Source organism: Variovorax sp. GW821-FHT10D07 (assembly GCF_059415325.1).
Genome location: NZ_JBWKMZ010000001.1, coordinates 190,997 through 214,966, shown reverse-complemented (window position 1 = coordinate 214,966; position 23,970 = coordinate 190,997). Strand labels below are relative to the sequence as shown.

The 23,970-nt window shown below is 66.4% G+C and carries 25 protein-coding genes; 10 read left to right on the top strand and 15 right to left on the bottom strand.

Going from position 1 to position 23,970, the window contains the following annotated elements:
* Positions 1-12: 12 nt before the first annotated feature.
* Complete coding sequence (locus tag AC07PU_RS00930; protein ID WP_495314461.1) at positions 13-516, bottom strand: hypothetical protein; 504 nt, start codon at positions 514-516, stop codon at positions 13-15.
* A 265-nt stretch (positions 517-781) separates the two neighbouring features.
* Positions 782-1,552 carry an AraC family transcriptional regulator gene (locus tag AC07PU_RS00925; protein ID WP_495314459.1) on the bottom strand — a complete coding sequence of 257 codons (771 nt, stop codon included), beginning with the start codon at positions 1,550-1,552 and terminating at the stop codon, positions 782-784.
* 112 nt (positions 1,553-1,664) lie between these two features.
* Here AC07PU_RS00925 and AC07PU_RS00920 point away from each other — a divergent pair, with 112 nt between their 5' ends.
* Positions 1,665-2,498 (top strand): phytanoyl-CoA dioxygenase family protein, encoded by an 834-nt coding sequence (locus AC07PU_RS00920; RefSeq protein ID WP_398492282.1) that lies wholly within the window; start codon positions 1,665-1,667, stop codon positions 2,496-2,498.
* Here the strand turns inward: AC07PU_RS00920 and gstA are convergent.
* The 4 genes from gstA to AC07PU_RS00900 form a co-directional block, all read right to left on the bottom strand.
* Positions 2,495-3,106, bottom strand: a complete 612-nt coding sequence (gene gstA, locus AC07PU_RS00915) for a glutathione transferase GstA (RefSeq protein WP_495314456.1) — start codon at positions 3,104-3,106, stop codon at positions 2,495-2,497. The genes AC07PU_RS00920 and gstA overlap by 4 nt on opposite strands.
* A gap of 6 nt (positions 3,107-3,112) precedes the next feature.
* Positions 3,113-3,991, bottom strand: coding sequence for a glutathione-dependent disulfide-bond oxidoreductase (gene yghU, locus AC07PU_RS00910; RefSeq protein ID WP_495314454.1), 879 nt, complete (start codon positions 3,989-3,991; stop codon positions 3,113-3,115).
* Positions 3,992-4,172: 181 nt separating this feature from the next.
* On the bottom strand, positions 4,173-5,096 hold the full coding sequence (locus AC07PU_RS00905; RefSeq protein ID WP_495314452.1) for a LysR family transcriptional regulator: 924 nt from the start codon (positions 5,094-5,096) through the stop codon (positions 4,173-4,175).
* Positions 5,097-5,116: 20 nt separating this feature from the next.
* Positions 5,117-6,028: a LysR family transcriptional regulator gene (locus AC07PU_RS00900; RefSeq protein ID WP_495314450.1), complete on the bottom strand. Its 912-nt coding sequence runs from the start codon at positions 6,026-6,028 to the stop codon at positions 5,117-5,119.
* A gap of 238 nt (positions 6,029-6,266) precedes the next feature.
* On the opposite strand from AC07PU_RS00900, the gene AC07PU_RS00895 reads away from it, so the two are divergent.
* Entirely contained in the window at positions 6,267-6,638 is a 372-nt protein-coding gene (locus tag AC07PU_RS00895; protein ID WP_203206768.1) for a DsrE family protein, read from the top strand.
* A gap of 25 nt (positions 6,639-6,663) precedes the next feature.
* On the opposite strand, the gene AC07PU_RS00890 is transcribed toward AC07PU_RS00895, so the two are convergent.
* Entirely contained in the window at positions 6,664-7,575 is a 912-nt protein-coding gene (locus tag AC07PU_RS00890; protein ID WP_495314448.1) for a LysR family transcriptional regulator, read from the bottom strand.
* A 130-nt stretch (positions 7,576-7,705) separates the two neighbouring features.
* Here AC07PU_RS00890 and AC07PU_RS00885 point away from each other — a divergent pair, with 130 nt between their 5' ends.
* Positions 7,706-8,641: a pyridoxamine 5'-phosphate oxidase family protein gene (locus tag AC07PU_RS00885; RefSeq protein ID WP_495314446.1), complete on the top strand. Its 936-nt coding sequence runs from the start codon at positions 7,706-7,708 to the stop codon at positions 8,639-8,641.
* Positions 8,642-8,643: 2 nt separating this feature from the next.
* Entirely contained in the window at positions 8,644-9,600 is a 957-nt protein-coding gene (locus AC07PU_RS00880) for a PDR/VanB family oxidoreductase (RefSeq protein ID WP_495314444.1), read from the top strand.
* 9 nt (positions 9,601-9,609) lie between these two features.
* Here the strand turns inward: AC07PU_RS00880 and AC07PU_RS00875 are convergent, their stop codons facing one another.
* Positions 9,610-10,491, bottom strand: coding sequence for a LysR family transcriptional regulator (locus AC07PU_RS00875; protein WP_495314442.1), 882 nt, complete (start codon positions 10,489-10,491; stop codon positions 9,610-9,612).
* A gap of 261 nt (positions 10,492-10,752) precedes the next feature.
* On the opposite strand from AC07PU_RS00875, the gene AC07PU_RS00870 reads away from it, so the two are divergent.
* Complete coding sequence (locus tag AC07PU_RS00870; protein WP_495314439.1) at positions 10,753-11,952, top strand: trans-sulfuration enzyme family protein; 1,200 nt, start codon at positions 10,753-10,755, stop codon at positions 11,950-11,952.
* A 12-nt stretch (positions 11,953-11,964) separates the two neighbouring features.
* Here the strand turns inward: AC07PU_RS00870 and AC07PU_RS00865 are convergent, their stop codons facing one another.
* The 5 genes from AC07PU_RS00865 to AC07PU_RS00845 form a co-directional block, all read right to left on the bottom strand.
* Positions 11,965-12,909: a sugar kinase gene (locus AC07PU_RS00865; RefSeq protein ID WP_495314437.1), complete on the bottom strand. Its 945-nt coding sequence runs from the start codon at positions 12,907-12,909 to the stop codon at positions 11,965-11,967.
* Positions 12,896-13,546 (bottom strand): RraA family protein, encoded by a 651-nt coding sequence (locus tag AC07PU_RS00860; protein WP_093346731.1) that lies wholly within the window; start codon positions 13,544-13,546, stop codon positions 12,896-12,898. Before AC07PU_RS00860 ends, AC07PU_RS00865 begins: the two co-directional genes overlap by 14 nt.
* 113 nt (positions 13,547-13,659) lie before the next feature.
* Positions 13,660-14,643, bottom strand: coding sequence for a TRAP transporter substrate-binding protein (locus AC07PU_RS00855; RefSeq protein WP_495314434.1), 984 nt, complete (start codon positions 14,641-14,643; stop codon positions 13,660-13,662).
* A 34-nt stretch (positions 14,644-14,677) separates the two neighbouring features.
* Complete coding sequence (locus tag AC07PU_RS00850; RefSeq protein WP_093346726.1) at positions 14,678-15,955, bottom strand: TRAP transporter large permease subunit; 1,278 nt, start codon at positions 15,953-15,955, stop codon at positions 14,678-14,680.
* A gap of 22 nt (positions 15,956-15,977) precedes the next feature.
* Entirely contained in the window at positions 15,978-16,496 is a 519-nt protein-coding gene (locus AC07PU_RS00845; RefSeq protein WP_208510795.1) for a TRAP transporter small permease, read from the bottom strand.
* 102 nt (positions 16,497-16,598) lie between these two features.
* Here AC07PU_RS00845 and AC07PU_RS00840 point away from each other — a divergent pair, with 102 nt between their 5' ends.
* The 5 genes from AC07PU_RS00840 to AC07PU_RS00820 all read left to right on the top strand — a co-directional run bounded on the left by AC07PU_RS00840 (position 16,599) and on the right by AC07PU_RS00820 (position 21,948).
* The gene (locus AC07PU_RS00840; RefSeq protein ID WP_495314431.1) at positions 16,599-17,315 is read left to right on the top strand and encodes a GntR family transcriptional regulator; all 717 of its coding nucleotides are present in this window, start codon (positions 16,599-16,601) and stop codon (positions 17,313-17,315) included.
* A gap of 955 nt (positions 17,316-18,270) precedes the next feature.
* Positions 18,271-20,040, top strand: a complete 1,770-nt coding sequence (locus tag AC07PU_RS00835) for a CocE/NonD family hydrolase (protein ID WP_495315789.1) — start codon at positions 18,271-18,273, stop codon at positions 20,038-20,040.
* Positions 20,041-20,167: 127 nt separating this feature from the next.
* Positions 20,168-20,608: a GNAT family N-acetyltransferase gene (locus AC07PU_RS00830; RefSeq protein WP_495314429.1), complete on the top strand. Its 441-nt coding sequence runs from the start codon at positions 20,168-20,170 to the stop codon at positions 20,606-20,608.
* Between the two features lie 117 nt (positions 20,609-20,725).
* Positions 20,726-21,085, top strand: coding sequence for a nuclear transport factor 2 family protein (locus AC07PU_RS00825; protein ID WP_495314427.1), 360 nt, complete (start codon positions 20,726-20,728; stop codon positions 21,083-21,085).
* On the top strand, positions 21,082-21,948 hold the full coding sequence (locus AC07PU_RS00820) for an alpha/beta fold hydrolase (RefSeq protein WP_495314425.1): 867 nt from the start codon (positions 21,082-21,084) through the stop codon (positions 21,946-21,948). Before AC07PU_RS00825 ends, AC07PU_RS00820 begins: the two co-directional genes overlap by 4 nt.
* A 6-nt stretch (positions 21,949-21,954) precedes the next feature.
* Here AC07PU_RS00820 and AC07PU_RS00815 read toward each other — a convergent pair whose 3' ends face one another.
* Both AC07PU_RS00815 and AC07PU_RS00810 read right to left on the bottom strand, forming a co-directional pair.
* A complete protein-coding gene (locus AC07PU_RS00815) occupies positions 21,955-23,034 on the bottom strand; it encodes an ABC transporter substrate-binding protein (protein WP_495314423.1) in 1,080 nt (359 codons plus the stop codon).
* 7 nt (positions 23,035-23,041) lie between these two features.
* Complete coding sequence (locus AC07PU_RS00810) at positions 23,042-23,917, bottom strand: DMT family transporter (protein WP_296786395.1); 876 nt, start codon at positions 23,915-23,917, stop codon at positions 23,042-23,044.
* Positions 23,918-23,970 lie beyond the last annotated feature (53 nt).

Genomic DNA, 23,970 nt, shown 5'->3' with positions numbered 1-23,970 from the left:
CGGACCAGGAGTTCATTCACCATGCCCTGGTCCGCACTTTGAACTCACGTCGATTCCGTTGTGATTTCCTCGCTTGAGCAATTCTTCTTGGCTCAGGTGTCGATGCTCGGGATTGAGACGAAGCGCCCCATATGGCCTCATCAGATCAACCATTTCAGCTTTAAACCGTTCGTAGGCTTGTTCATCTTGAAAACCATAAATGACAAGATCGAACATCACCAAGCTTCCGTCCCTGGCAGTCGTTCCGCCTCCCACATATTGTTTTCTACAATAAATCTGTATTTGCCACTGTTGCCCATCACTTGCGCCATCGCCACGAGGATCCATGCCATATCGCTTGGCCAAACCTACGATGGCAAGGTACAGATCTTTGGTAAGACGGCCTTGAGGATGCACATCCAGAGATCCCGTAAATGTCGAAGGAATCTGACTCAGACCTTCTTCCGAGCTCGGCGAGCAAGCCAGCAGGCCTCCCAGCAATAAGATCGACGTACAGAATTTCAGAAAAAGGGTCATCATCTCGCTCAATTTGAAGACGTCTGGGATGGACGAATTTGATCGAATCCATATTACTCTCGCCCTCCACGCCTCGAATTAGCGCTCACCAACGATAGTCAAGTGCAGCATGCAGCGGGCTGGCACCGTAGCCATAGCCTATGGTTTCTAAATGAAGTACGTGACCCTGCCAAAAAGGGCTGCTTTCCACCACTCTCGAATGGAGTGGCCGGTGGCGGCGAAGGCGCATCTGTTCGATGCGGCCGGCGGGCACCGGCTCGATTGATCAGCGCCCCTTCTGCCGGATGTACGCCTGCGGCGTCATGCCGATCTGCTTGCAGAACATGGCGATGAAGGCCGAGGGCGAGCCGTAGCCCAGCTCGATGGCGACGTCCTTCACCGCGCGCCCCGCCTCCAGCAGGGCGATCCCGCGGATCACCTTGAGGCGCTGGCGCCACTCGCTGAACGGCATCTGCAGGTCGCGCTCGCAGCGCCGCGCCAGCGTGCGCTCGGTCGAATGCACCGTGGCGGCCCATTCGGCGAGCGAGCGCCCATCCCAGGGTTGCGCCTGCAAGGCCTCGAGCACGCGGCCCAGTTGGGGGTCGTCCGACATCGGCAGGTAGCTGTCGTGGCCGGGCGCGATGGCCAGCTCATCGCGCAGGACCTCGAACAGGCGCTGCTCGGCCGGGTTGCGCGGCACCTCGATGGAGCGGCCGCGCAGGCTGTCGAGCACGGCTTGCGTGAGCGGGCTGATGACCATGGTGCAGGCGCGCTTGGGGAGCACGTCGCACAGGGCCTCGGCCAGATAGACCGTGGCGTAGCTGGCCGCATGGCGGTTACTCGACAGGTGCTCGACGCGCGGCGGAATCCACACGCCGTACTGCGGCGGCGCCAGGAAAACCCGGCCGCTCATCCCGACTTCGATCACGCCCGAGATCGCGTGCACGAACTGCCCTTCCTCGTGGCTGTCGCGCGGCGCGGTGCCGCCCGGCGCGAGGTGCACGACCTTGAAGAGCACGGGCTGCCCATCGGCGGCGGATTTGAGTTGTCGCTTCATGTTGTCCGGCTTGCTCGATCGCTTGTCCGATTGGATGGGCTGTTTTGCAAGCCGTCACTCTAGACTGCCTTCGGCCCCGCAACCATTGCCTACCTCGAAGGAGACACCGCCTATGAATGCACGACCCGACGACCGGCTTCCATCGGACCAACAGGTCGAGGAATTTTCGCGCGATGGCGCCATCGTGCTGCGCGGCGTCCTGCGGCCGGCCGAGGTCGAGCTGCTGCGCCAGGGTATCGATGCCAACCTCGCCGCGCCGAGCGTGCGCGCGAAGGTGGCGAGCCGGCCCGACGACCCGGGCTTCTTCATCGAGGACTTCTGCAACTGGCAGGAGATCCCGGCGTACTGGGACGTGATCTCCCGCTCGGCATTGCCGGCCGCCGCGGCCAGGCTCACGAAGAGCACCCAGGTGCGGCTCTATCACGACCACATGCTCACGAAGGAATCAGGCACGCGCCAGCGCACGCCATGGCACCAGGACCAGCCCTACTACAACGTCGAGGGCAGCCAGAACGTCAGCTTCTGGATTCCGGTGGATCCGGTGTCGCGCGCCTCCACGCTGGAGCTCGTCGCCGGCTCGCACAAGGGGCCGTGGCTGATGCCGCGCACCTTCATGACCAACGAGGCCAAGTGGTTTCCCGAAGGCGCGCTGGCGGACCTGCCCGACATCGAGGCCGACCGCGCGGCCCACGACATCCTCGGCTGGGCCGTGGAGCCCGGCGACGCCATCGCCTTCAACATGCTCACGCTGCACGCCTCGGCCGGGCTCGAGCCCGGACGGCGGCGGCGGGTGTTCTCGGTCCGCATGCTGGGCGACGACATGCGCCATGCGCCGCGGCGCTGGAAGACCTCGCCGGATTTCCCGGGGCTGGCCGAGCAGCTGCCGGCGGGGGCGCCGATGGCGCATCCGCTGTTTCCGGTTCTGTGGCCGCCGGCTTCCAGTTAACGGGCCGCGAGGCGTTCCGCTTCCACCGCCGCGCGAACGCTGGCGCGCTGTCCCATGCGAACCATGAAGCGCTGGATCGCCGCGTAACCCGATAGATCGATGCTCACGCGCGGCGGCCACGACAGCACGTTGTAGAGATAGGCATCGGCCACCGAGAAATCGGCGCCCAGCACATAGTCGTTGGCCGACAGGTGCTCGTCGATGTAGGCGAACTTGCTCGTGAGGTTGCCCTCCGCGAATCGCTTCTTGGTGTCCGCGTCGAGGTAGGGCGAGAACATCACGGCCATGCCCTTGTGCAGGTCGCTCGCGACGAAGTTCAGCCACTCGAGCGCGCGGTAGCGCTGCCGCGTGCCGAAGGGCGGAAGCAGCCGGTGCTCGGGATGCCGGTCGGCGATCCACTGCAGGATCACCGCGCCCTCGGTGATCAAGTCGCCGTCGTCGAGCTTGAGGACGGGGATGAAGCCCTTGGGTGTCACCTGCAGGTAGTCGCCTTCGACCGTCGTCTTAGTCTTGAAGTCGACCTTGATCAGTTCATAGGCCTGGCCGGCCTCCTGCAATGCGATCTGCGAAGCGAGGCCGCAGGAGCCGGGAGCGTAATAGAGTTTCATGGCTGACTAGAGAGCGAGCGCCAGGGCATCGAGATCGCTGGCGTCGTGGCGCTCGAGCAGCGCGGTGCCCGGCGCGCCCGACGTGCGGTTGACCACCCTGCCGCGCGCGACCGCGGGCCGCGCGGCAATGGCCTCGTACCAGCGCAGCAGGTGCCTGTAGTCCTCGACGGCCAGGAACTCGTGCGTGTTGTAGACGCCGTAGAGACTGCCCGGATGCCACGGCCAGACCGCCATGTCCGCGATCGTGTACTGGTCGCCCGCGAGGAACTCGTTCGACGCGAGGTGGGTGTCGAGCACGTGCAGCTGGCGCTTGGTCTCCATCGCGTAGCGGTCGATCGCATACTCGATCTTGAACGGCGCGTAGGCGTAGAAGTGGCCGAGACCGCCACCCACGAACGGCGCCGAACCCATCTGCCACATCAGCCAGTTGAAGGTCCGGGTGCGCGCACCAGCTTCGGTCGGCAGGAACGCGCCGAAGCGTTCCGCGAGATAGACGAGGATCGAGCCGCTCTCGAAGACGCGCATGGCCGGATCGGTCGATGAGTCCACCAGCGCCGGGATCTTGGCGTTCGGATTGATGTCGACGAAGCCGCTTCCGAATTGCTCGCCCTTGAAGATATCGATCAGCCACGCGTCGTACTCGGCCCCCGAGTGCCCCGCGGCCAGCAACTCCTCCAGCATGATGGTGATCTTCTGCCCATTGGGTGTTCCCTGCGAGTAGAGCTGCAAGGGATGCTTGCCCACCGGCAGCTTCTGCTCGAAGCGAGGCCCCGACGTCGGGCGATTGATCGCGGCGAACTGGCCGCCATGGACGGTCTTCGGACGCCAGACCTTGTCCGGCACATAGCCCAGGGGCTGGTTTTCATCCACGGGGATGTCGGTCATCGATCGCTCCATATGCACCGGAATCACTTTGATTCCTGGGAATCCAGGACTCTTCTTTCGGTGCAGAAATTCTATGGAGACGACTTCATTCGATATACGGGCTCACATCGAATTGAGCATTCGGCATCCCGAACAATGCAACGGCTCGGCGACATTGAAAGACTTTCTTCGAAACTTCCAATCAGCCCGAGTCTCGGCCCTGTCGCATGACCGGATGCTTCGCGAAAAGCTCCGCCACCCAGTCGACGAACACCCGCACCTTGTTCGACAGGTGACGGTTCTGCGGAAAGACCACGTGAATGGGCATCGGGTCGTTGCTCCAGTCCTCGAGCACGGGCACGAAGCGGCCGTCCTCGATCATGGGCCACAGCAGGAAGTTCGCCATCTGCACGATGCCCAGCCCCGACAGGCCCGCGGCCGTGTACGCATAGCTGTCGTTCAGCGCGATCTGGCCGGGCAGCACGACTTGCACGCGTTCGCCGCCGCGCGTAAAGTCCCAATGGAACATCTCGCCCGTGCGCGCGGAGAAGTAGTTGACGCAGCGATGCCGCGCCAGGTCATCCGGATGCAGGGGCCGGCCATGGCGCTCGAGGTAGGCCGGCGAGGCGCAGGTGACGTAGTGCATGGCCCCGACGCGGCGCGTGACCAGGCGCGAGTCGCCGAGCTCTCCGCCGCGCACCGCGCAGTCCACGCCCTCCTCGATCAGGTCCACGGGCCGGTCGCTGCAACCGAGTTCCAGATGGATGTCGGGATAGCGCGCGAAGAACTCGGGCAGGGCGGGAATGATCACCAGGCTCGCCAGGCCCGTGGGCGCATCGACGCGCAGGCGCCCCGCGGGACTGCGCCGCGTGCGCGACAGCGACTCGTCGGCCTCGCGCACATCCGACAGGATGCGCAGGCATCGCTCGTGATAGGCCGCGCCTTCGGCGGTCACGCTGACTTTGCGCGTGGTGCGGTGCAGCAGCTTGGCCGACAGCGAGGACTCGAGCGACTGGATCAGCGTCGAGACCGTCGCCTTCGGCAGCTTCAGGTTCTCGGCCGCGCGCGTGAAGCTGCCCGTGTCCACGACCTGCACGAAGACCTCGATCGCCTGCAGCTTGTTCATCGCACGCCCGGCCCCGCCCGTCATGCCAGAAAAGCCCGGGTGCCCTCGGCCTGCTGGAGGACCCAGCGGCAGAAGCCGTCCACCTCGGGACGACCGACCGCATTCGGATTGACGACCATCCAATAGGCACCCGGGCCCGCGGTGCGGAACGCCTCGCCGAACACCTCGTGCAGCTCGTTGCGCCGCAGCAGGTCGGCCACCAGCGGCAGCCGTGCCAGCGCCAGTGCGTGGCCCGCCACCGCGGCCTGCACCTGCTGGTAGGTGAAGTTCAGGTGCATCCAGTTGCGCGGCTCCAGCTCGGCATGGTTGTGGATGCGCAGCCAATGTCGCCAGCTCGCGAGGCCGGCCGAGGCATAGGCATCGTCCTCTTCGACCAGCGTGTGCAGCGCGAGGTCGCCGACGCTCTTCAGCGGCGGCGCATCGCCGAGCTCGATCTGCCGCGCGAAGGCCGCGCTCATGACCGGCGTCAGCGACTCGTTGAACAACCGGGTGGCGCCGGCGGGCGCTTGCTTTGGCGCGCAGTAGCGCAGGAACACGTCCGTGTCGGGACTCTCGATCGGCGCCATCGCATCGCTCGACGAGACACGGATGTCGATCTCGGTGTTCTCGCGCTGGAACTGCTCGAGCCGCGGCAACAGCCACAGCGAAGTGAACGAGGCGAAGGTGCTGACGGTGACGCGCGTCTTGGCGCTCGGCGAACGGATCTGGCGCACGGCCTCGTCGAGGCGGTCGAGCATCGGGAACAGGGCCTTGACCAGCACCCTGCCCTCGGCACTCAGCTCGACCGAGCGCGTGCTGCGCGCCAGCAGCGTCGCGCCGATGTCGCTTTCGAGTGCCTGGATCTTGCGGCTGACGGCCGATTGCGTCAGATGGAGTTCCGCCGCCGCGGTGTTGAAGTTGAGATGCCTTGCGACCGCTGCGAAAGCGCGCAAGGGTCCGATCGATAGAGGTCTTTGACGGTCCATGGGAAGAGTGATGGCACCGCGTCGCGAGACGGACCGGTGCACGAAGGACTCTACGCAAGAACACCGCGCCGGGTGCGACGCGCGGCGCAATTGTGAGTTGCGTGTGCCGATGCATCGAATCGATCCGTCAAACCTAAGATTCCCTTCGCCAGCCCGAGTCAAGGGCTGTTCTTTCAATTCAATGCAACCGATTCGAGGTCTCTCCATGAAATTCGCAATCTTCGTTTTCTCCGATCCCAAGGCCGGTGAAGAAGCCCTGGGGCGCCTGTTCAATGCGCTCGCGACCGCCTACGACTTCAAGCAGCGCAATGTCGAAGTCGCCATCTATTTCCAGGGCACCGGCACGCGCTGGGCCGGCGTGGTCGGCAATGCCGACCATCCGGTGCATGGCCTCTACAAGGCCGTCGAGGACAAGGTCGCGGGCGTTTCCTGCGGCTGCGCCGACGTCTTCGGTGCGCGCGAGGACGCCATCAAGAACGGCTTCGAACTGCTGACCGGCAACGACGTGCCGGGCACGTCCGGACTGCCGAGCATCGGCGCCCTGACGGCCGATGGCTTCACCGTCCTGACCTTCTGATCGACCGATGCGGCCATCGCCGCGCCTAGAGCGCGGCGATCTCCTTGCGCAGTCTTGGTCCGACCAGGTCGATGAAGCTTCGCACCCTGGACGAACCGAACCGGCTCTCGCGATGCAGCAGGTGGATCGGCAGCGAGCCGCTTGCGTAATCGACAAGGATCGCGCGCAGCTCGCCGCTGCGCACCTTGTCGGCCACTTGGTAGCACGGCAGGTTCACGATGCCGATGCCGCGCACGGCCGCATCGATGGCGGCGTCGCTGCCGATCACATCGAGCACCGGCTTGAGCTTGACCGAGAGGGCGCTGTCCTTCGCCCTGAACTTCCAGACCGCCACCTGGGCCGACACCTCGGCCGACACCTCGGCCGCGACGATCCTGTGCTTCTGCAGATCCATCGGGTGCACCGGCTCGCCGTGCTTCTCGAGGTAGGCCGGCGAGGCATAGCTCAGCCTGCGCACCTGGCCGACCTTCAGCGCCTTCATGCCCGAATCGGGCAGCTCGGCGATGCGGATGGCCACGTCGAAGCCCTCGTCGATCAGGTTCACGGTGCGGTCGAGAAAGATCGCCGAGATCTCCATCTCGGGATAGAGCGCCAGGTATTCCTTGATCAGTGGAATGATGAAGAGCCGGCCGAACACCGTCGGCGCGGTGATCCGCAACTGGCCGCGCGCGACGATGTTGGCGCCGATCACGGAGGCCTCGGCCCGTTCGACCAGCTGCAGCACCGCGCGGGAATCCTCGAGATACCGCTGCCCGCTCTCGGTGAGTGCCAGCCCCCGGGTGTTGCGCTGGAAGAAGGCAACGCCCATTTTCGATTCGAGGTGGTTGATGGCGCGCATGGCGGCCGCGGCCGAGATGTCGAGCCGCCGCGCACCGCCGGCCAGGCTTCGTTCCTCGCCGACGGCGACGAACACCGTCATCAAATGAATGTCATCCATGGCACCACCGTTGTCCTGGCTCGACCGCCCTGCGTCGCGCGCAATTATCAATTGCGGTCCGTCTCCTTTCTCGTCGTCGCGTCGATCGGCACAATTTTTTTCCAATGACCGTTCTCGAAGGCACCGATCCATGACGACCAGCGACACCCTGTTCCACGAAGGCGAATTGATGGCCCAGCGCAATGCGGGCGAGAGAGAGATCGCCGTGCGCAACGGCGCCACCGTGGGCCGCACCATCATCCGGGGCGCCCTGCCCTTTGTGCGCCAGCAGAAGACGGCCTACGCCGCCAGCCTGGATCCGAACGGACAGGTGTGGGCCTCGATCCTGCTCGGCGAGCCCGGCTTCCTGGCCCCCAGCGACGACGCGGCCATGCTGTCGGTCGACCTGAGCAAGGTCGCGAAACTCGATGCGGACCCGTTCTGGGAGAACATCCGGCACGACGCGCGCATCGGCCTGCTGCTGCTGGAACTGCAGAGCCGACGCCGGCTGAAGATCAACGGCGAGGCCCATCTGGAGGGCGAGCGGCTCGAGGTCCAGGTGACCAAGTCCTTTCCCATCTGCCCGCGCTACATCCACCGGCGCGAGATCGTGCTCGCGGACGCGGGCGAGGCGCCGCCCTCCCCGACCGCCAGCCGGGGCCATGAACTGGGTCCGGCCCAGCTCGAACTGATCGCGGACGCCGACACCTTCTTCCTCGCATCGGCGCATGCCACGCGCGGCGCGGACTGCTCGCACCGCGGGGGGCCGCGCGGATTCGTGCGGCATGCGGGAGATGGCGTGCTGAGGATTCCGGACTACAACGGCAACAGCATGTTCAACAGCTTCGGGAATTTCCTGCTGAACCCGCAAGCGGGCCTGGCCTTCCCGGACTACGAGCGGCGCCGCGTGCTGCAACTGGCCGGCACGGTCGAGATGATGTGGAACCAGGCCGACCCCCAGGGCCTGACGGGCGGCACCGGCCGGTTCTGGGAGTTCAGGCCCTCGCACTGGATCGAGACCGAGCTGCCGGCGACGCTGCGGACGAAGTTCATCGAGTTCTCGCCCTTCCTGCCCGAGGTGAACTGAGCATGCGCCTCACCGTGACCCGGGCCGAGCCGCTGGCGGACGGCGTGCGCCTGATCCAATTGCAGGATCCCGCCGATGCGCCGCTTCCGCGTTTCGATGCTGGCGCGCACATCGAAGTGGGATTCGAAGTCGATGGGCAACACCTGCTGCGCAAGTATTCGCTGGTCTCCGACACCGGGGCGCTCGACCGCTACGACATTGCGGTGAAGCGCAACGACAGGGGCCGCGGCGGCTCGCGCTTCCTGCACGACGTGCTGGCCGTTGGCGACACGGTGGAAGTGTCCACGCCGATCCATGCTTTCGGCATTGCGACTGCCGCCAGCCACCACGTGCTCATCGCCGGCGGTATCGGCATCACGCCGATGCTCGGGCTGGCATCGGCGCTGAAGCAGCGCGGTGCGTCCTACGAACTGCACTATGCGGTCAGGCACGACCGGGAAATGGCCTTTCGCGACCGGCTGCTCGGCGAGGGACACGACACGCTGTTCCTCTACGCGACGCAGCAGGGAGAATCCCCGCGGCGCATGGATGTGCGAGGGCTGCTGCAGCCTCATCTGCGCGACGAAGGCGCCCACTTCTATGTCTGCGGTCCGGCGAAGCTCATCGACGATGTGCGCCTCGCGGCCGTGGCCCACGGCGTTGCGTCATCGCGCATCCACTTCGAGAGCTTTGGGCCCGCGTGGAGCGCCACCGACACGAAGGTCCGGCTCGCATTGACCGAATCGGGACTCGAACTGGAAGCCTCGCCCGGAACCACCTTGCTCGATGCGGTCGAAGCCGCGGGCGCGTGGATCCCGTCGGACTGCAGGCGCGGCGAATGCGGTGCCTGCATCGTGAGCTACAGCGGCGGCATTCCGATCCACCGGGACCACTGCCTGACACCGCAGCAGCGCACGCATTCGATGTGCCTGTGCGTGTCCTGGGCCGAGGCGGGCGACACGCTGGCCCTGCGGGTGTGAGGCCGCCCCTCAGTTCAGCGCCTTGCTGCCGCGCAAGCGGTGCACCAGCAGGTCGATGAACGCGCGGGCGCGCGGCGATTCACCGCGCTCCTTCTCGTAGACCACATGGATCGGCCAGGGCGGCTCCTCGTGGTCCGGCAGCACGATCGCCAGGCGACCTGCATCCAGATGCGCGGCGACCTGGTAGGAGAGAAGTTGGGTGATCCCACTGCCGAGCACGGCCGCCTTGAGGGCCGAATCGTTGGTGCCGACGATCAGCCGGGGCGCGAGACGAAGTGCAAGGCTCGTACCGTGCGACCTGAACTTCCATTCGTTGCCGGGCGACAGCGGCGCGGCCATCACGACTGCATGCCGCTCGAGTTCCGAGGGATCGCGCGGCGTGCCGTGCGTCTTCAGGTAGCCCGGCGATGCGCAGAGAACGCGCCGGACCTGCCCCACACGGATGGCCTCGAGACCGGTGTCGGGAAGAAAGCCGATACGGATCGCGACGTCCATCCCCTCCTCGCGAAGATCCACGATGCGGTCCAGGAAGTAGCCGGAGATGCTCATCCGCGGAAACTGCTCGAGGTAGGCATCGATGCACGGCATCACGTGCGAGATACCGAACAGCGCGGGCGCCGTGATGTTGAGATGCCCCTGCACGGCGCTGTTCACGCCGCGCGCCGCCTCGGCCGCGTCGGCGAGTTTCGCGAGGATGAGCCTCACGTCCTCCAGATAGCGATGCCCGACATCCGTGAGCCTCACGCTGCGCGTGGTGCGCAGGATCAGCTTCACGCCCAGGTGTTCCTCGAGGCTGGCAATCGCGCGCGTGACGGCGGGCGCCGACATTCCCAGGCGTCGCGCCGCGGCGGCGAAGTTCTGCGCTTCGGCCACCGCGAGGAACACGGTCATCAGGTGCGCGCGATCCACTGCGGTTGCTACGGTTGGGGTGTCTGTGGGGAGGGGCGGGTCATTCTACGTTTCGACGCAGACGGCCCCTGCGCTCGACAGGCCTCGCCGGCAATGGGCAGTCGCCGCTCATCGATTCCCAATCCGCATCAATGGGCGCGCGCGATGCAAACAACTCGATAGTCGCGCGGCGCATTCGGAAAGAATGAGCCATCGAATGCGGTGCGCATCACCGCGCGATTCAACCCAGGATCGAATCCAGCAATGCAATCCCCCCCTCTCTCCCTCGCGACCCGCGCCATCCACGCGGGCTACGACGCCTCGGCGCACCAGGGCGCGCTGAACCCGCCGATCTTCTGGTCGTCGACCTTTGCTTTCGACTCGGCCGAGCAGGGCGCCGCGCGCTTCGCGCAGGAAGAGCCGGGCATGATCTACACGCGGATCACCAACCCGACCGTGCAGTTGCTCGAGGAGCGCCTCGCATCGCTCGAGGGCGCGGAGGCCGCGCTCGCCTTCGGGTCCGGCATGGGCGCGATCTGCACGCTGATATGGACCTTGCTGAGACCCGGCGACGAGCTGCTCGTCGACCTCACGCTCTACGGCTGCACCCATGCCCTCGTGCATCACTTGCTGCCCGACTTCGGCATCGTCACGCGGGTCGCGGACTTCACGCAGCCGGGCGAGCTGGCGGCCCATCTCAATGCGAGAACGAAGCTCGTGCTGTTCGAGACGCCCGCGAGCCCCCATATGCGCGTCGTCGACATCGCGGCGGTGTCGGAGATGGTCCATGCGCACAGCACGGCACTGGTCGCGGTCGACAGCACCTACTGCACGCCCTACCTGCAACAGCCGCTGAAGCTCGGCGCCGATGTCGTGGTGCATTCGCTCACCAAGTACATCAACGGCCATGGCGACGTGATCGCGGGCGCGCTGGTCGGCACCAGGGCCTTGATGTCGACGCTGCGCTTCGTGGGCATCAAAGAACTGACGGGCGCCTGCATGTCGCCGATGGATGCCTACCTGATCCTGCGCGGCCTGAAGACGCTGCCGGTGCGCATGGACCGGCATTGCGCGAACGCGCAGCGCGTCGCGGAGTTCCTCGAAGCCAGGCCCGAGGTGGCGCGCGTGAAGTTCCCGGGGCTGCCTTCGCATCCCCAGTACGAGCTGGCACGGCGACAGATGGCGCAACCGGGCGCGGTGATCGCGTTCGACATCCACGGCGGGCTCGACGCCGGACGCCGCTTCATCAACGCGCTGCGCCTGGTGACGCGCGCCGTCAGCCTCGGCGATGCCGAGAGCCTGGCCCAGCATCCCGCGAGCATGACGCACGCGACCTACACGAGCGAGGAGCGCGCGCAGCACATGATCGGCGACAGCCTGATCCGGCTGTCGATCGGGCTGGAGGGGATCGAGGACATCCTCGAGGACCTGCGGCAGGCGCTGGAAGCGTCGCCCGCCGGCTGAGCGACGCGGCAGCTAGGCCGCGCGCGCCAGCAGGGCCCGCACCTCCTCCGGCCGCGGTATCGGCGCCACCGCCCCGAAGCCCGTGGTCGTGAGCGCCGCCGCCGCATTGGCATAGCGCACCGCCTGCGCGATCGCGTCGCTCGCGGCCAGCCGCGCGAGCAGCGAGCCCGCGAAGCAGTCGCCGGCGCCGGTGGCATCGACCGCCCGCACCGCATGGCCCGCGATGCGCTCGCGCGACGACGGCGTGGCGAGCACCGCGCCGGCCTTGCCGAGCTTCAGCACCACGGTGCGAGCGCCGGCCTCGAAGCACCAGTCGAGGATGGCGTCTTCGCCGTCGAGGCCGGTGAACTGCTGCGCATCCTCGATGCTCGGCAGGAACAGGTCCGACAGGCCCACGGTCTCGCGGATCACGGCGCGGGCACGCGCCAGCGGCCACAGCTTGAGACGCAGGTTGGCGTCGTAGCTGACCTGCACGCCCTTGGCGCGCGCGATGGCGATGGCCTCGAACACGCTGTCGCAGGCGCTCGCGCTGATGGCCTGGCTGATACCCGACACATGGAGGAAGCGCGCGCCCTCGATGGTGTCGCGCGGCAGCCCGGCCGGCACCATGCGGCTGGCGGCGCTGCCGGCGCGCAGGTAGCTGAAGGCATGGCCGTCGCCGTCGTGCGTGACGAAGTACACCGCGGTCGGCGCCTGCGGATCGCGCGCCACGCCCTCGGTGGCCACGCCCTCGGCGCGCCACAGGGCCATCAGCGCGTCGCCCCAGGTGTCGCTGCCCACGCGCGTGAGGTAGGCGGTGCGCGCGCCCTGCCGGGCCGCGGCGATGATGGCATTCGAGGTGTCGCCGCCGAAGCCCTGCAGGTAGTTGGGCTCGCCGGGGCGGACCTGGTTGAACTCCACCATCGGCTCGCCGAGCGCGACGATCTGCGCCGCGCCGGTGGCTTCAGATGCGGCCATATTTCGCCAGCCCCTTGCGCAGCGAGCGCTCGGCCACGATCAGCTTGGCCTGCTCGAGCTCGCGCTGGTCGATCTCCTGCGCCATCGCGAGCACGGCCTCGGCATGGGCGAGCGGCACGATCACCACGCCGTCGATGTCGGCCACCACGATGTCGCCCGGGTGCACCATCACGCCACCGATCATGGTCGGCACGCCCGAGCTCAGGGTCTTGTGGCGGCCCAGCGTGGTGCCCGGCGAGACGCTGCGCGCGAACACGGGGAAGTCGTAGTCGCGGCGGATCTCGGCGATGTCGCGCACGCCGCCGTCGAGCAGCGCGCCCGCATGGCGGTTGGCGAAGGCGCCCGCGGTCATCAGGCCGCCCCAGACGGCGACGTCGCTCTCGCCGCCGATGCCGATGCAGATCACGCTGCCCTCGGGCGCCTCGTCGATCAGGTCGAGCGCATGCTGCGGCGGCACGAACTCGTCGGTCGGCACCTCGATCACGGTGGCGGCCGGGCCGACTACGCGCTTGTCGTTGATGCGCGGCTTGATCTCGTGGTCGAGGTAGCCGCGCTTGCCGGTGACCTTGTCGACGGCATCGGCGACCGAGGCGGTCGCGACCTTCTCGAAGGCGGCGATCAGTTGCTGGGTGTCCATGAATCTCTCTCCTTGTGTATGTGCAATGGGCTGGATGACGGCGAATGGCGGGCAGGCTCCCGCCCGCCCTCCCCGCGGAGGGCGGCGAAAAAACGAATCGGGGGTTCAGGCGCTCACTGCGCGGCCTTGGCGATCTCCTCGCGCGCCTGCTTCATCAGCGCGGCGCCGATCTGCTCGGTGAACTTCTCGTGCACGGGCTTGACCTTCTCGCGCATGCGGTTGGCCTCGGCGGCGGGCAGGTCGACCACCTGCAGGCCGTGCTTCTTCATCTGGTCGACCAGCTTGCGCGTCTCCTCGCGGTTGATCTGTCGCTGGTAGGTGCCGGCATCGACCGCCGCCTTGCGCACCAGCTCGCGGTCGGCCTCGGGCAGCTTGTCGAACCACTTCCTGCTCGCCAGCACGATGTAGGGCGTGTAGCTGTGGGCGCTCAGGGTCAGGTACTTCTGCACCTCGTAGAACTTGCCCGACTCGATCAGGCCCAGGCCGTTCTCCTGCGCGTCGACCGACTTGGTCTCGAGCGCGCCGTAGAGCTCGGTATAGGGCAGCGGCAGCGGGTTGGCGCCCAGGGCCTTGAAGGTCTCGATGTAGACCGGGTTCGGGATCACGCGGATCTTCAGGCCCGCGATGTCCTCGAGCCTGTTGACCGGGCGACGCGAATTGGTGAGGTGGCGAAAGCCGTTCTCCCAGTAGGCCAGCCCCACCAGGCCGTGGGCTTCGAGCTTCTGGAACAGCGACTGGCCGACCGGGCCGTCGAGCAGCGAGTCGGCCTCCTTGAAGCTGGAGACCAGGAACGGCAGGTCGAGCAGCGCGTACTCCTTGACCACGCCGACCAGGCCCGAGGTCGGGCCCACCATCAGCTCCTGCACGCCGCCCTGCAGCGCCGACTGCATCTGCGCGTCGGTGCCGAGCTTGCCGCTGCCGTAGGTGTTGACGTTGATGCGGCCGCCGGTGCGCGTCTTCACCAGTTCGGAAAAGCGCTTGGCCGCCAGGCCCTGCGAGTTGTCGTCGCTGGCGCCGTAGCCGAACTTGCCGGCCTGCGCATGGGCCAGGCCGAGCGCCGCGGTGGCCGCGAGCGCGACGATGATCTTCTTGAGCATGCTTGTTGTCTCCTTGTTGGATGAATGAACGGTGTCAGCGGAACCAGGTGGCGGGCACGAGGACCAGCGCGGGGAACAGGATCAACAGCAGCAGCACGACGAGCTGCGCCGCCATGAAGGGCATGACGCCGCGGATCGCGTCGTCCATGCGGATGCGCGCCACGCCGGCCACCACGTTGAGCACCGTGCCCACGGGCGGCGTCACCATGCCGATGGCGTTGTTGATGATGAACAGCACGCCGAAGTAGATCGGGTCGATGCCGGCCTCCTTGATGATCGGCATCAGCACCGGCGTGAGGATCAGGATGGTGGGCGTGAAGTCGAGCGCGGTGCCCACCAGCACGACCACCGCCATCAGCACCAGCATCAACAGCGTCTTGTGCTCGATGAAGGGCTGCGCCAGCGCCACGATCTGGTCGGGGATGTTGGCCACCGTGATGAGCCAGGCCGACACCAGCGAGGCCGCCACCAGGAACATGATGATGGCCGAGGTCATGGCCGCGCTCAGCAGCGCGCGGTAGAGGTCGCGCAGCGACAGCGCGCGGTAGACCACGGTACTCACGAACAGCGCGTAGGCCGCGGCCACCACGCCGGCCTCGGTGGGCGTGAACACGCCGAGCTTGAGACCGAAGATGATGATCACCGGCAGCCCCAGCGCCCACAGGCTGCGCAGCACCGCCACGCCGATCTCGGGCAGGCTGCGGCGCGGCGCCGGCTGCACCGTGCCGCGGCGCGAAAGCCACCACCAGGTGACGATCAGCGAGGCGCCCATCATCAGGCCCGGCACGATGCCGGCCATGAACAGCTTGGTGATCGACAGGCCCGCGGCCACGCCAAACACCACGAAGCCGATCGAGGGCGGGATCACCGGCGCGATGATGCCGGCCGCGGCGATCAGCCCGCTCGAGCGGCCCACGTCGTAGCCGGCATTGCGCATCATCGGGATCAGCAGCACCGCCACCGCCGCGGTGTCGGCGATGGCCGAGCCCGAGACGCTGGCCAGCACCAGCGCCGTGAGCACCGCCACGTAGCCCAGCCCGCCGCGGATGTGGCCGATGACGGCCATCGCGGCATCGACGATGCGCCGCGACAGGCCGCCGAGGTTCATGATCTCGCCGGCCAGCAGGAAGAAGGGCACCGACATCAGCAGGTAGTTGTCGGCGCCGTCGACCAGCTTCTGCGCCAGGATCTGCACGTCGAAGCTGTTCATCTGCAGCATCAGCGCGACGCCGCAGACCATGAGGGCGAACGCGATCGGCATGCCCAGCGTCATGGCGCCGAGCAGCGATGCGATGAAGGTGAAGACGGTCATGGAGTGGCCTCTGTCCTTGCGCTCAGTCGGCGGCGCGGTCTTCGCTCTCGCGCACCGTCACCAGCTGCGCGTCGCTGAGGTCGCCGCGCAGCGCCTGCCAGAGGTTGGCCAGCAGGGTGATGCCCATCAGCACCGCGGCCACCAGCCCGACCGAATAGACCGCCGCCACCGGGATGCCCGAGACCGGCGCGTGGTTGTCGAGGTTGACGCGGGTCTGCTCCCAGCAGCCCAGCCACAGCATCACGATGCAGCCCAGCATCAGCAGGTGGCTCAGGACGAAGAAGGCCAGCTTGCCCGCATGCGGCAGCCGGCTGACCACCGTGTCCATGCCCAGGTGCGTGCCCTGGCGCAGCGCGACGATCGAGCCGATGAAGGTCAGCCAGACGAACAGCATGCGCGACACCTCCTCGGTGAAGGTGATGCCGGTGTCGAACACATAGCGCAGCACCACGTTGGCGAACACCATCAGCGACATCACGGCCAGGCCACCCACGAGCGCGTGCTCGAACCACCGGTAGAGCCGGTCCATTGCTGCATTCATCTTGTCTCCTGTTCTGTGGCAACAAATATATCAGATGCCAGATATGGAACGCCAGAGATCAGATCCGGTATTTCCCGAAGGCCGGTCCTGTTAGGATCGCGCATGGCCCCGCCCCGTCAATCCGCCCTCTCCGTCAAGGTCGAGCGGCCCAAATCGCTCACCGAACTCGCGATCGACCAGATCCGCGCCGCCATCGTCAGGGGCGAGCTGGGCTTCGGGGAGGCGTTGTCGGAGTCGGTGCTGGCGGCCACGCTGGGCATCAGCAAGACGCCGGTGCGCGAGGCGCTGCTGCACCTCAAGATGGAAGGGCTGGTCGAGGTCCATCCGCAGCGCGGGACCTTCGTGTTCCAGCTCGGCGAGGCCGAGGTCGCGAACATCTGCCGCTTCCGCTCGATGATCGAATGCGAGGCCCTGGCCGACGGCATGGAGCACCGACCCGAGGCGCTGATCCAGGCGCTCGAGAAATGCCTGGACGACATGGCCGCCGCCTTCTCGAAGCAGCAGCACGACGAGTTCCCGCGCCTGGACACCGAGTTCCACAACGCCATCATCGAGAGCTGCGCCAACGGCTACATCCAGTCCGCGTACACGCTGGTGGCGGCGCAGCTCACGGCCCTGCGCTACCGGCTGCCGGCCGAGAACAGCCAGGTCACGCACTGCCAGGACAACCACCGCGTGGTGGTCGACGCGATCCGGGCCAACGACGCGGCGCGCGCGCAGGCGATCCTGCGCGAGCACATCCAGAGCACGGAGCAGGCTTATCTGATCGCCTGCCGCAACATGGTGGCGCCGGCGCGCGGCGATCGCGCGACCGTCTAGCAGGCCGCCAGCTTCTCGGTCATTTCGTCCCTGGGGCCCGGCGCCTCGCTGGGCGCGTGCATTGCATGTCCCTCGGACGACCGTGACACATCCAACAGGCGATTCGGCCAAATAAGAAATATCACCAGTTCATTTCCTCCAATTGGCACAGTTCGTGCAGACTTTTTCGGAAGTCAACAGGGAGAGTAAATGAACAATGATTCACGGATTCGGTCTGAAATAATCCCAGGGCGACATTCTTTTTTCAGAATCAAAGCATCGCGCTTTCGCCAACGCACAGAAGTCTTCGCTGCACCTTCTGTTCCGTTGCACCCCGACTCCCTTCTCTCGATGCCATCGGGCTTGCCACGCCCCGGCATCGCCATGCCCAGCTCGCCGCATTGCCGGTTGCGAAGGGCCTGTCGCCTAGAGCAATAACCCAAAGATTGTCGAGATTCGGCGCTCATGGAAAGAGTGCCGATACGTGACGTTCGCGCGGCCATTTGCAATGCGAGTGGCGGTTCGTGATCGACACGTGGGTGAACGCCGTATGACAAATCGGCCGTTCTTCTTTTGCCTTTAGGGAAACAACACGAATGCTTAATAGAAGATTAATTCAAACCATCTTCATGGCTTATTCAGCCGCCGCGCTGGCGGCATGTCGCGTCGGGATCGGCGCGCTCGGTTCACGACCTGTCCGGGCCAGCGAAGCCGGCGACTGAGCTCGCCTCCACCGACCACACAAGGGAATGTCGAAATGAAAAAGAATGTCGAAGCGTCGAACACCGCAACGAACAAGGGCCGAAGGCTGACAGCGCGCGGACGCCAGATCGCCGGAGCCACCGCGGCGGCTCTGCTCGTCGGCGCCTGCGGCGGCGGGGACGGTACCTCCTCCGTTGTCTACCTGCCCGTGGCAAACGCACCGCAGACCATCACGCAAGAGCCGCCTCCCGGGCCGATCCCGGCGCCGGTGCCGTTGCCCGATGTGGGGCCTCAGTTCGAGAACTCCCCGACGGGCGTGCCGTACCCCAAGCTTGCCGGCCTCTACCCCGGGCACGACGGCCCCACCGTCGAGAACGGCATGGTGCTGCCGTGGCTCTCTCCGAACCGGGAACCGTTGAAGTTCAGCGTCAAGGTCCAGACGGCGCTCGATACCGACAACAACGGCAAACCCGATCGCCTCGCGCTGCGCATCGTGCAACCGGCGGAAGTGGCCGATGGGTTGAAGACACCGGTGATCGTTCGGCCGTCCTTCTACTACGGGGACCCGGCCTACGTCGGGAAGCGACAACCCTTTCTTGGCGAAGATCAGTACCTGCGAATGGGCTACACCGTCGTCTACGCCGACACGATCGGGACCTACCAGTCGGAGGGTTGCGCCAGCATCATGGACAGCGCGGAGCGTCAGGCCATGGCCGACGTCGTTCGCTGGCTGGCGAGCGATCCGTCCGCACAAGGCTTCGACGAGAAAGGTGCTGCGGTGACCGCGGCCTCCTGGTCGACGAACCACGTCGCCATGGAAGGGATTTCCTACGGTGGGACCCTGCCCATCATGGCCGCCGCGATGGGGGTCACCGGACTCGAAGCCATCGTTCCGGTGGCTGGCATCAGCAATGCCTACGACTATTTCTCACGGTACAACGGTGTGGTCCCCGACGAGCTTGGCGTCATCACTCTCAACGGCTATGCCCAGATATACAACGATCAAAGCCCGCCGGCCGAATGCACCGCCAGCTTTGCCAAACTGGACGCGGGGGTCGACGACGAAACACTCGCCTACACCGACTTCTGGAAAGAACGCAATACGCTCGCACTGGCGGGCAACATCAAGGCCGCGACGCTCATCTCGCACGGTCAGAGCGACAACAACGTCAAGACGAAGAACGCCGTTCAGTTGTATCAAACGCTCCATCGGATGAAGAAGCCGGTGCAACTGTGGTTCCATGCCAAAGATCACGACGATCCGGCCTGGCAGAAGGAATGGCAGAAGCAGATCATGCTGTGGTATTCGCGCTATCTCTTTGGCGTGAACAACGGCGTCGAGGCCCAGCCGACCTACGTGCGGGAAACACCACCCGGAGACAAGGTTGCCGGAGACCTCGGCGGCGAGCCGCGGACCGACTTGAGCGACACACTGACAGGTCACTGCAATCAGCCTGGCTCCGGTGCTCACAACCCGAGGGATTGCGTCACCTCGGGCGGAATCATGGTGAAGGAAGACGCCTGGCCGGCAACGAAGACGGTTTCGTACTACCTGCATCGCAACGCCGCCTCGGACACGGGTCTTCTGTTGACGCCGGACGCCGGGGAGGGCTCAGCAGGAGAACCCTTGACGCTGAGTTATGGCGCCGACAGCGGGAGCTTCGTGTCCCGGCCTCTCGTGAATGCAACCCGCTTTGCCGGCACGATCTACGTGACGACAACCGTCAAGCTCTCCAACGGCGTCAGCAATCTCAAGGCAAAGCTGTTCGTCGATGGACAAGCGGTGACCTGGGGCTGGGCCAATCCTCGCTTCCACAAGTCCCTCGAGAAGCCGGAGACCATTGCGCCCGATACGGCCTACAAGGTCTCGCTGGAGATGATGCCGCGCGACTTCACCGTCTTGCCGGGCAGAAAGATTTCCGTGGTGATCGAGGGGTACGACAACTGGGGCGGTGAGACGGTCTCGCTGGACCTGGCCAACACGACCCTGGACATGCCGCTCGTACCAAAGGCGAATCCCGTTGCCGTGATGAAGCTCAACTGAGCAACGGCCTGCACGCAAGGGGCGGGGGCCATGGCGACATGGCCCAACCCGAATCATCGAAGTTGGTCCAATGGGAGGGGAAGTCGCGGCCGCACACTGCCCGGGTCCTTTCATCGACTTCACCCCCATGACCGCCACCCCGATCAGTTTCCGCCCCGTCGATTCCGACGCGGACCTTCTCGCCTGCTATCCCATCGTGCGGCAACTGCGCCCGCATCTCGCGAGCTCCGAGGCCTTTCAGCAGGCCGTGGCCGAGCAGCGCCGCGAGGGCTACCGCATGCTCGCGGCCTGGCAGCACGATGCGCCCCGCGGCTTCGCGGGCTACCGCTTCCAGCGCAACTTGATCCACGGGCGCTTCCTCTATGTCGACGACCTCGTGACCACGCAGGACGAGCGCAGCAGCGGCGTGGGCAGCGCGCTGCTCGGCGCGCTGAAGACGCTGGCGCGCGAAGCCGGGTGCACGCGCCTCACGCTCGATACCGGCATGGACAACGCGCTGGCGCAGCGCTTCTACTTCCGCAACGGCCTGCTCGCGCGCGGGATGCATTTCGGATTCGATCTGCGATAGGGCCTGCCTGGCTGTCAGCCGATCGCGTACGCCATCGTTGCCCATGGGCTGACGATCGCGACACACCGGAGCTCTACAACCGGGAGCTGTTCCTGGTTCAACGAAGGAGAGTTCCGGATGTCACAGACGAACAAGGCCATCCTCGAGAAGGCCAACGCGGCCATCGTCGAAGGCGACTACGAAGGTTTTCTGAGTGCCTGCACCGACGACACGAAGTGGACCTTCGTGGGCGAACAGACGCTCGACGGCAAGGAAGCCGTTCGCCAATGGATGGCCCAGACGTACAAGGAGCCGCCGAAGTTCGACGTGCACCGGCTGGTCGCCGAGGGCGACATCGTGGCGGCCATCGGCGAGATCACGCTGAAGGACGAGGCGGGCAAGGCGACCCATCACAGCTACTGCGATGTCTGGCGCTTTCGCGACGGAAAGCTGGCCGAGCTGCATGCCTTCGTGGTCGAGACGGGAAGCACCGCATGACCTCCACCGTTCGACATCGCCGCATCCAGGTCGGCAACGTGGACACCTTCTACCGCGAAGCCGGCCCGCCCGATGCGCCGGCCGTGCTGCTGCCGCATGGCTACCCGTGCTCGTCCTACGAGTTCCGCAACCTGATGCCGCGGCTGGCGGACCGCTGGCGCCTCGTCGCGCCCGACTATCCGGGCGCGGGATACAGCGCCACGCCCGAGGACTTCGACTACAGCTTCGATGGCTACGCGCAATTCCTCGACCGCTTCGTGAAGACGCTGGGCCTGTCGCGCTTCGCGCTCTATCTGCACGACTTCGGATCGCCGATCGGCGCGCGGCTGGCGATCATGGCGCCCGAGCGCATCGCGGCGCAGATCATCCAGAACGGCGACATCCCCTACGAAGACGCGCTGGGCCCGAAGTACGCGGAGATCGAAGAGACCTGGACCTTGCCCGAGTCCGAGATGCGCGCCCAACTGGCCAAGGCCATCGACGAGGAGACCTTCAAGGAGGAGTTCCTCAATGCATTGGACGACGAGCACGCCGACCGGATTCCGCCGGACCTGTGGAAGCTGCACTGGTCGCTGGTCACGCCGAAACGCAAGGAGGTTGCGATCGACCTGATCGCCGGGCTGAAACAGAACCGTGCGTGGTTTCCGGCGCATCGCCAGTACCTCGCGACCCACAAGCCGCCGACGCTGATCGTCTGGGGGCCGCACGATCACTACATGCCCGAGAAATCGGCGCGCGCCTATCTGCGCGACCTGCCGCAGGCCGAGCTGCATCTGCTCGATGGCGGCCATTGGCTGCTCGAGACGCACCTCGACGAGGTGTCGGGCCTGATGCGCGACTTTCTCGGCCGGGTGCACGCCTGACCAGGATCAGGCGCTGGCGTGGAGCACCCTGAAGCGATCGGGCTTCGAGGGATCGCGCTCGACGACCTGGACCGGGGACCAGGCCCACTGCAGGACATCGATGCCCGGCACGCGCGAGAACCGGAGCGGGCCGCGGCTGCCCTCGAAGGTCTTTTGAACCCACGCGTCGGCGATGCCCTCGCGGCGCGCACCGTGGGATCGCATCGCCTCGGCAAGGACGGCGATCGTGTCGTAGCCCTCGAAGGCGACGAACGAAGGCACCACGCCCAGTCGCTCGCGCAATGCCGCTTCGATGCGCGTGGCTGACGAACCGAGATGCTCGGGCAGATAGCGAAGGAACGGAATCGCCGCGCCATCCGCGCCCAGCGCCGCCATCCACTCGGTGAACTCGGATTGCCCGGCCGGCGCGCCGATCCGCATGCCGGCAAGGCGCGGGTCTTGGCGCACGGCCTTGACGATGGGCACGGCCGGCTCGGGATGGCCGGCCAGCATCAGGACGGCCGTCACGCGCTGCTCGAACAATTGATCGCACAACGTCGCGGGCGACAACGCACGCGCATCAAGTTCGATCAACACACCGTCGCGCGCTGCCAGATGCTCGCGCAGGATGCCCATGCCCGCCGCCCAATAGACGCTGGCATCGGCCGCGACCGCGATGCGGCGATGGTCCTCGCCGAGCAGGAAGTCCGCATAGATCCGCCAGCCATGCGACTGCGCCGGCGCCAGCCGCGCCACCCAGGGCGTCGGCTGTTCGCACAGCGCATCGAGCACCGCCGACGCGCAGAGGAACGGCAGGCCGAGCGCATGCGCCCTTGCGGCCGCCGCGCGGGCGACCACGCTGTGGTACTCCCCGGCCAGCGCCACCACGCCGAGGCGGGCCAGTTCGTCCACGGCGGCCACGGCCTTGTTCGGATCGGCCGCCGTGTCCCTCACCACCAGTCGAAGCGGCCTGCCCGCGATCCCGCCTGCCTCATTGATCTCGAGGGCGGCCAATTCCATGCCAGCCAGCAGATGCTCGCCCGCCTCGACCCAGCCCGGCCGGCTCAGCGGCGCGAGCGCGCCGATCTCGATCGCGGAAGAACTCATCGGCCGCTCAGGCGAAGCGCTTGGCGCCCGCCACGCAGAACACCACGACCACGGTCGAGGCGATCATGGTCCAGGCCACCGGCTCGCCGAGCAGCATCCCGGCCAGCAGCAGGCCGAAGAAGGGCTGCAGCAATTGCAGCTGGCCCACGCCCGCGATGCCGCCGAGCGCCAGGCCGCGGTACCAGAAGACGAAGCCGATCATCATGCTGAAGACCGACACGTAGGCCAGGCCGGCCCATGCCGGCGCGCCGATGCGGTCCCAGGCATGCGGCAGGGTGAACAACGCGATGGCGGCCATGAGCGGCAGCGACAGCAGCAACGCCCAGCAGATCACCTGCCAGCCGCCGAGGCGACGCGAGAGCGTCGCGCCTTCGGCATAGCCGAGTCCGCACACCACGATGGCCGCGATCATCAGCAGGTCGCCCTGCAGGCTGCCGCCGCGGCTGCCGTGCAGCGCGAAGCCGGCCACCACCGCGGCGCCGACGATCGAGAACAGCCAGAAGGCGGGCCTGGGCCGCTCGCCGCCGCGCAGCACGCCGAAGATCGCGGTCGAGAGCGGCAGCAACCCGACGAAGACCACCGAATGCGCGGCATCGATGTGCTGCAGCGCGAGCGCGGTCAGCAGCGGGAAGCCGACCACGACGCCGATCGCCACCAAGGTCAACGGCACGAGGTCGGCCCGCTTGGGCCGCGCCTCGCGCAGCGCGAACAGGAACACCGCGCCCAGCAAGGCGGCGATCACCGCGCGCGCGCCCGTCAGGAACAACGGCGAGAAATCGGCCACGGCCACGCGCGTGGCGGGCAGCGAGCCGCTGAAGATGAGCACGCCCAGCAGGCCGCTGCCCCAGCCGGCCGAATGTCGTCGAGAACCTTCGCTTGTCATCCGCCCAGCGTAGCGGGGCGGGGCCCTGGCGGGAAGGCACAGAGGCATACAAT

Excerpts from the sequence above, each read along its gene's own strand:
- AC07PU_RS00930 (WP_495314461.1), bottom strand. The coding sequence starts at position 516 with ATGACCCTTTTTCTGAAATTCTGTACGTCGATCTTATTGCTGGGAGGC.
- AC07PU_RS00925 (WP_495314459.1), bottom strand. The coding sequence starts at position 1,552 with ATGAAGCGACAACTCAAATCCGCCGCCGATGGGCAGCCCGTGCTCTTC.
- AC07PU_RS00920 (WP_398492282.1), top strand. The coding sequence starts at position 1,665 with ATGAATGCACGACCCGACGACCGGCTTCCATCGGACCAACAGGTCGAG.
- gstA (WP_495314456.1), bottom strand. The coding sequence starts at position 3,106 with ATGAAACTCTATTACGCTCCCGGCTCCTGCGGCCTCGCTTCGCAGATC.
- yghU (WP_495314454.1), bottom strand. The coding sequence starts at position 3,991 with ATGACCGACATCCCCGTGGATGAAAACCAGCCCCTGGGCTATGTGCCG.
- AC07PU_RS00905 (WP_495314452.1), bottom strand. The coding sequence starts at position 5,096 with ATGAACAAGCTGCAGGCGATCGAGGTCTTCGTGCAGGTCGTGGACACG.
- AC07PU_RS00895 (WP_203206768.1), top strand. The coding sequence starts at position 6,267 with ATGAAATTCGCAATCTTCGTTTTCTCCGATCCCAAGGCCGGTGAAGAA.
- AC07PU_RS00890 (WP_495314448.1), bottom strand. The coding sequence starts at position 7,575 with ATGGATGACATTCATTTGATGACGGTGTTCGTCGCCGTCGGCGAGGAA.
- AC07PU_RS00885 (WP_495314446.1), top strand. The coding sequence starts at position 7,706 with ATGACGACCAGCGACACCCTGTTCCACGAAGGCGAATTGATGGCCCAG.
- AC07PU_RS00880 (WP_495314444.1), top strand. The coding sequence starts at position 8,644 with ATGCGCCTCACCGTGACCCGGGCCGAGCCGCTGGCGGACGGCGTGCGC.
- AC07PU_RS00875 (WP_495314442.1), bottom strand. The coding sequence starts at position 10,491 with ATGACCGTGTTCCTCGCGGTGGCCGAAGCGCAGAACTTCGCCGCCGCG.
- AC07PU_RS00870 (WP_495314439.1), top strand. The coding sequence starts at position 10,753 with ATGCAATCCCCCCCTCTCTCCCTCGCGACCCGCGCCATCCACGCGGGC.
- AC07PU_RS00865 (WP_495314437.1), bottom strand. The coding sequence starts at position 12,909 with ATGGCCGCATCTGAAGCCACCGGCGCGGCGCAGATCGTCGCGCTCGGC.
- AC07PU_RS00860 (WP_093346731.1), bottom strand. The coding sequence starts at position 13,546 with ATGGACACCCAGCAACTGATCGCCGCCTTCGAGAAGGTCGCGACCGCC.
- AC07PU_RS00855 (WP_495314434.1), bottom strand. The coding sequence starts at position 14,643 with ATGCTCAAGAAGATCATCGTCGCGCTCGCGGCCACCGCGGCGCTCGGC.
- AC07PU_RS00850 (WP_093346726.1), bottom strand. The coding sequence starts at position 15,955 with ATGACCGTCTTCACCTTCATCGCATCGCTGCTCGGCGCCATGACGCTG.
- AC07PU_RS00845 (WP_208510795.1), bottom strand. The coding sequence starts at position 16,496 with ATGAATGCAGCAATGGACCGGCTCTACCGGTGGTTCGAGCACGCGCTC.
- AC07PU_RS00840 (WP_495314431.1), top strand. The coding sequence starts at position 16,599 with ATGGCCCCGCCCCGTCAATCCGCCCTCTCCGTCAAGGTCGAGCGGCCC.
- AC07PU_RS00830 (WP_495314429.1), top strand. The coding sequence starts at position 20,168 with ATGACCGCCACCCCGATCAGTTTCCGCCCCGTCGATTCCGACGCGGAC.
- AC07PU_RS00825 (WP_495314427.1), top strand. The coding sequence starts at position 20,726 with ATGTCACAGACGAACAAGGCCATCCTCGAGAAGGCCAACGCGGCCATC.
- AC07PU_RS00820 (WP_495314425.1), top strand. The coding sequence starts at position 21,082 with ATGACCTCCACCGTTCGACATCGCCGCATCCAGGTCGGCAACGTGGAC.
- AC07PU_RS00815 (WP_495314423.1), bottom strand. The coding sequence starts at position 23,034 with ATGAGTTCTTCCGCGATCGAGATCGGCGCGCTCGCGCCGCTGAGCCGG.
- AC07PU_RS00810 (WP_296786395.1), bottom strand. The coding sequence starts at position 23,917 with ATGACAAGCGAAGGTTCTCGACGACATTCGGCCGGCTGGGGCAGCGGC.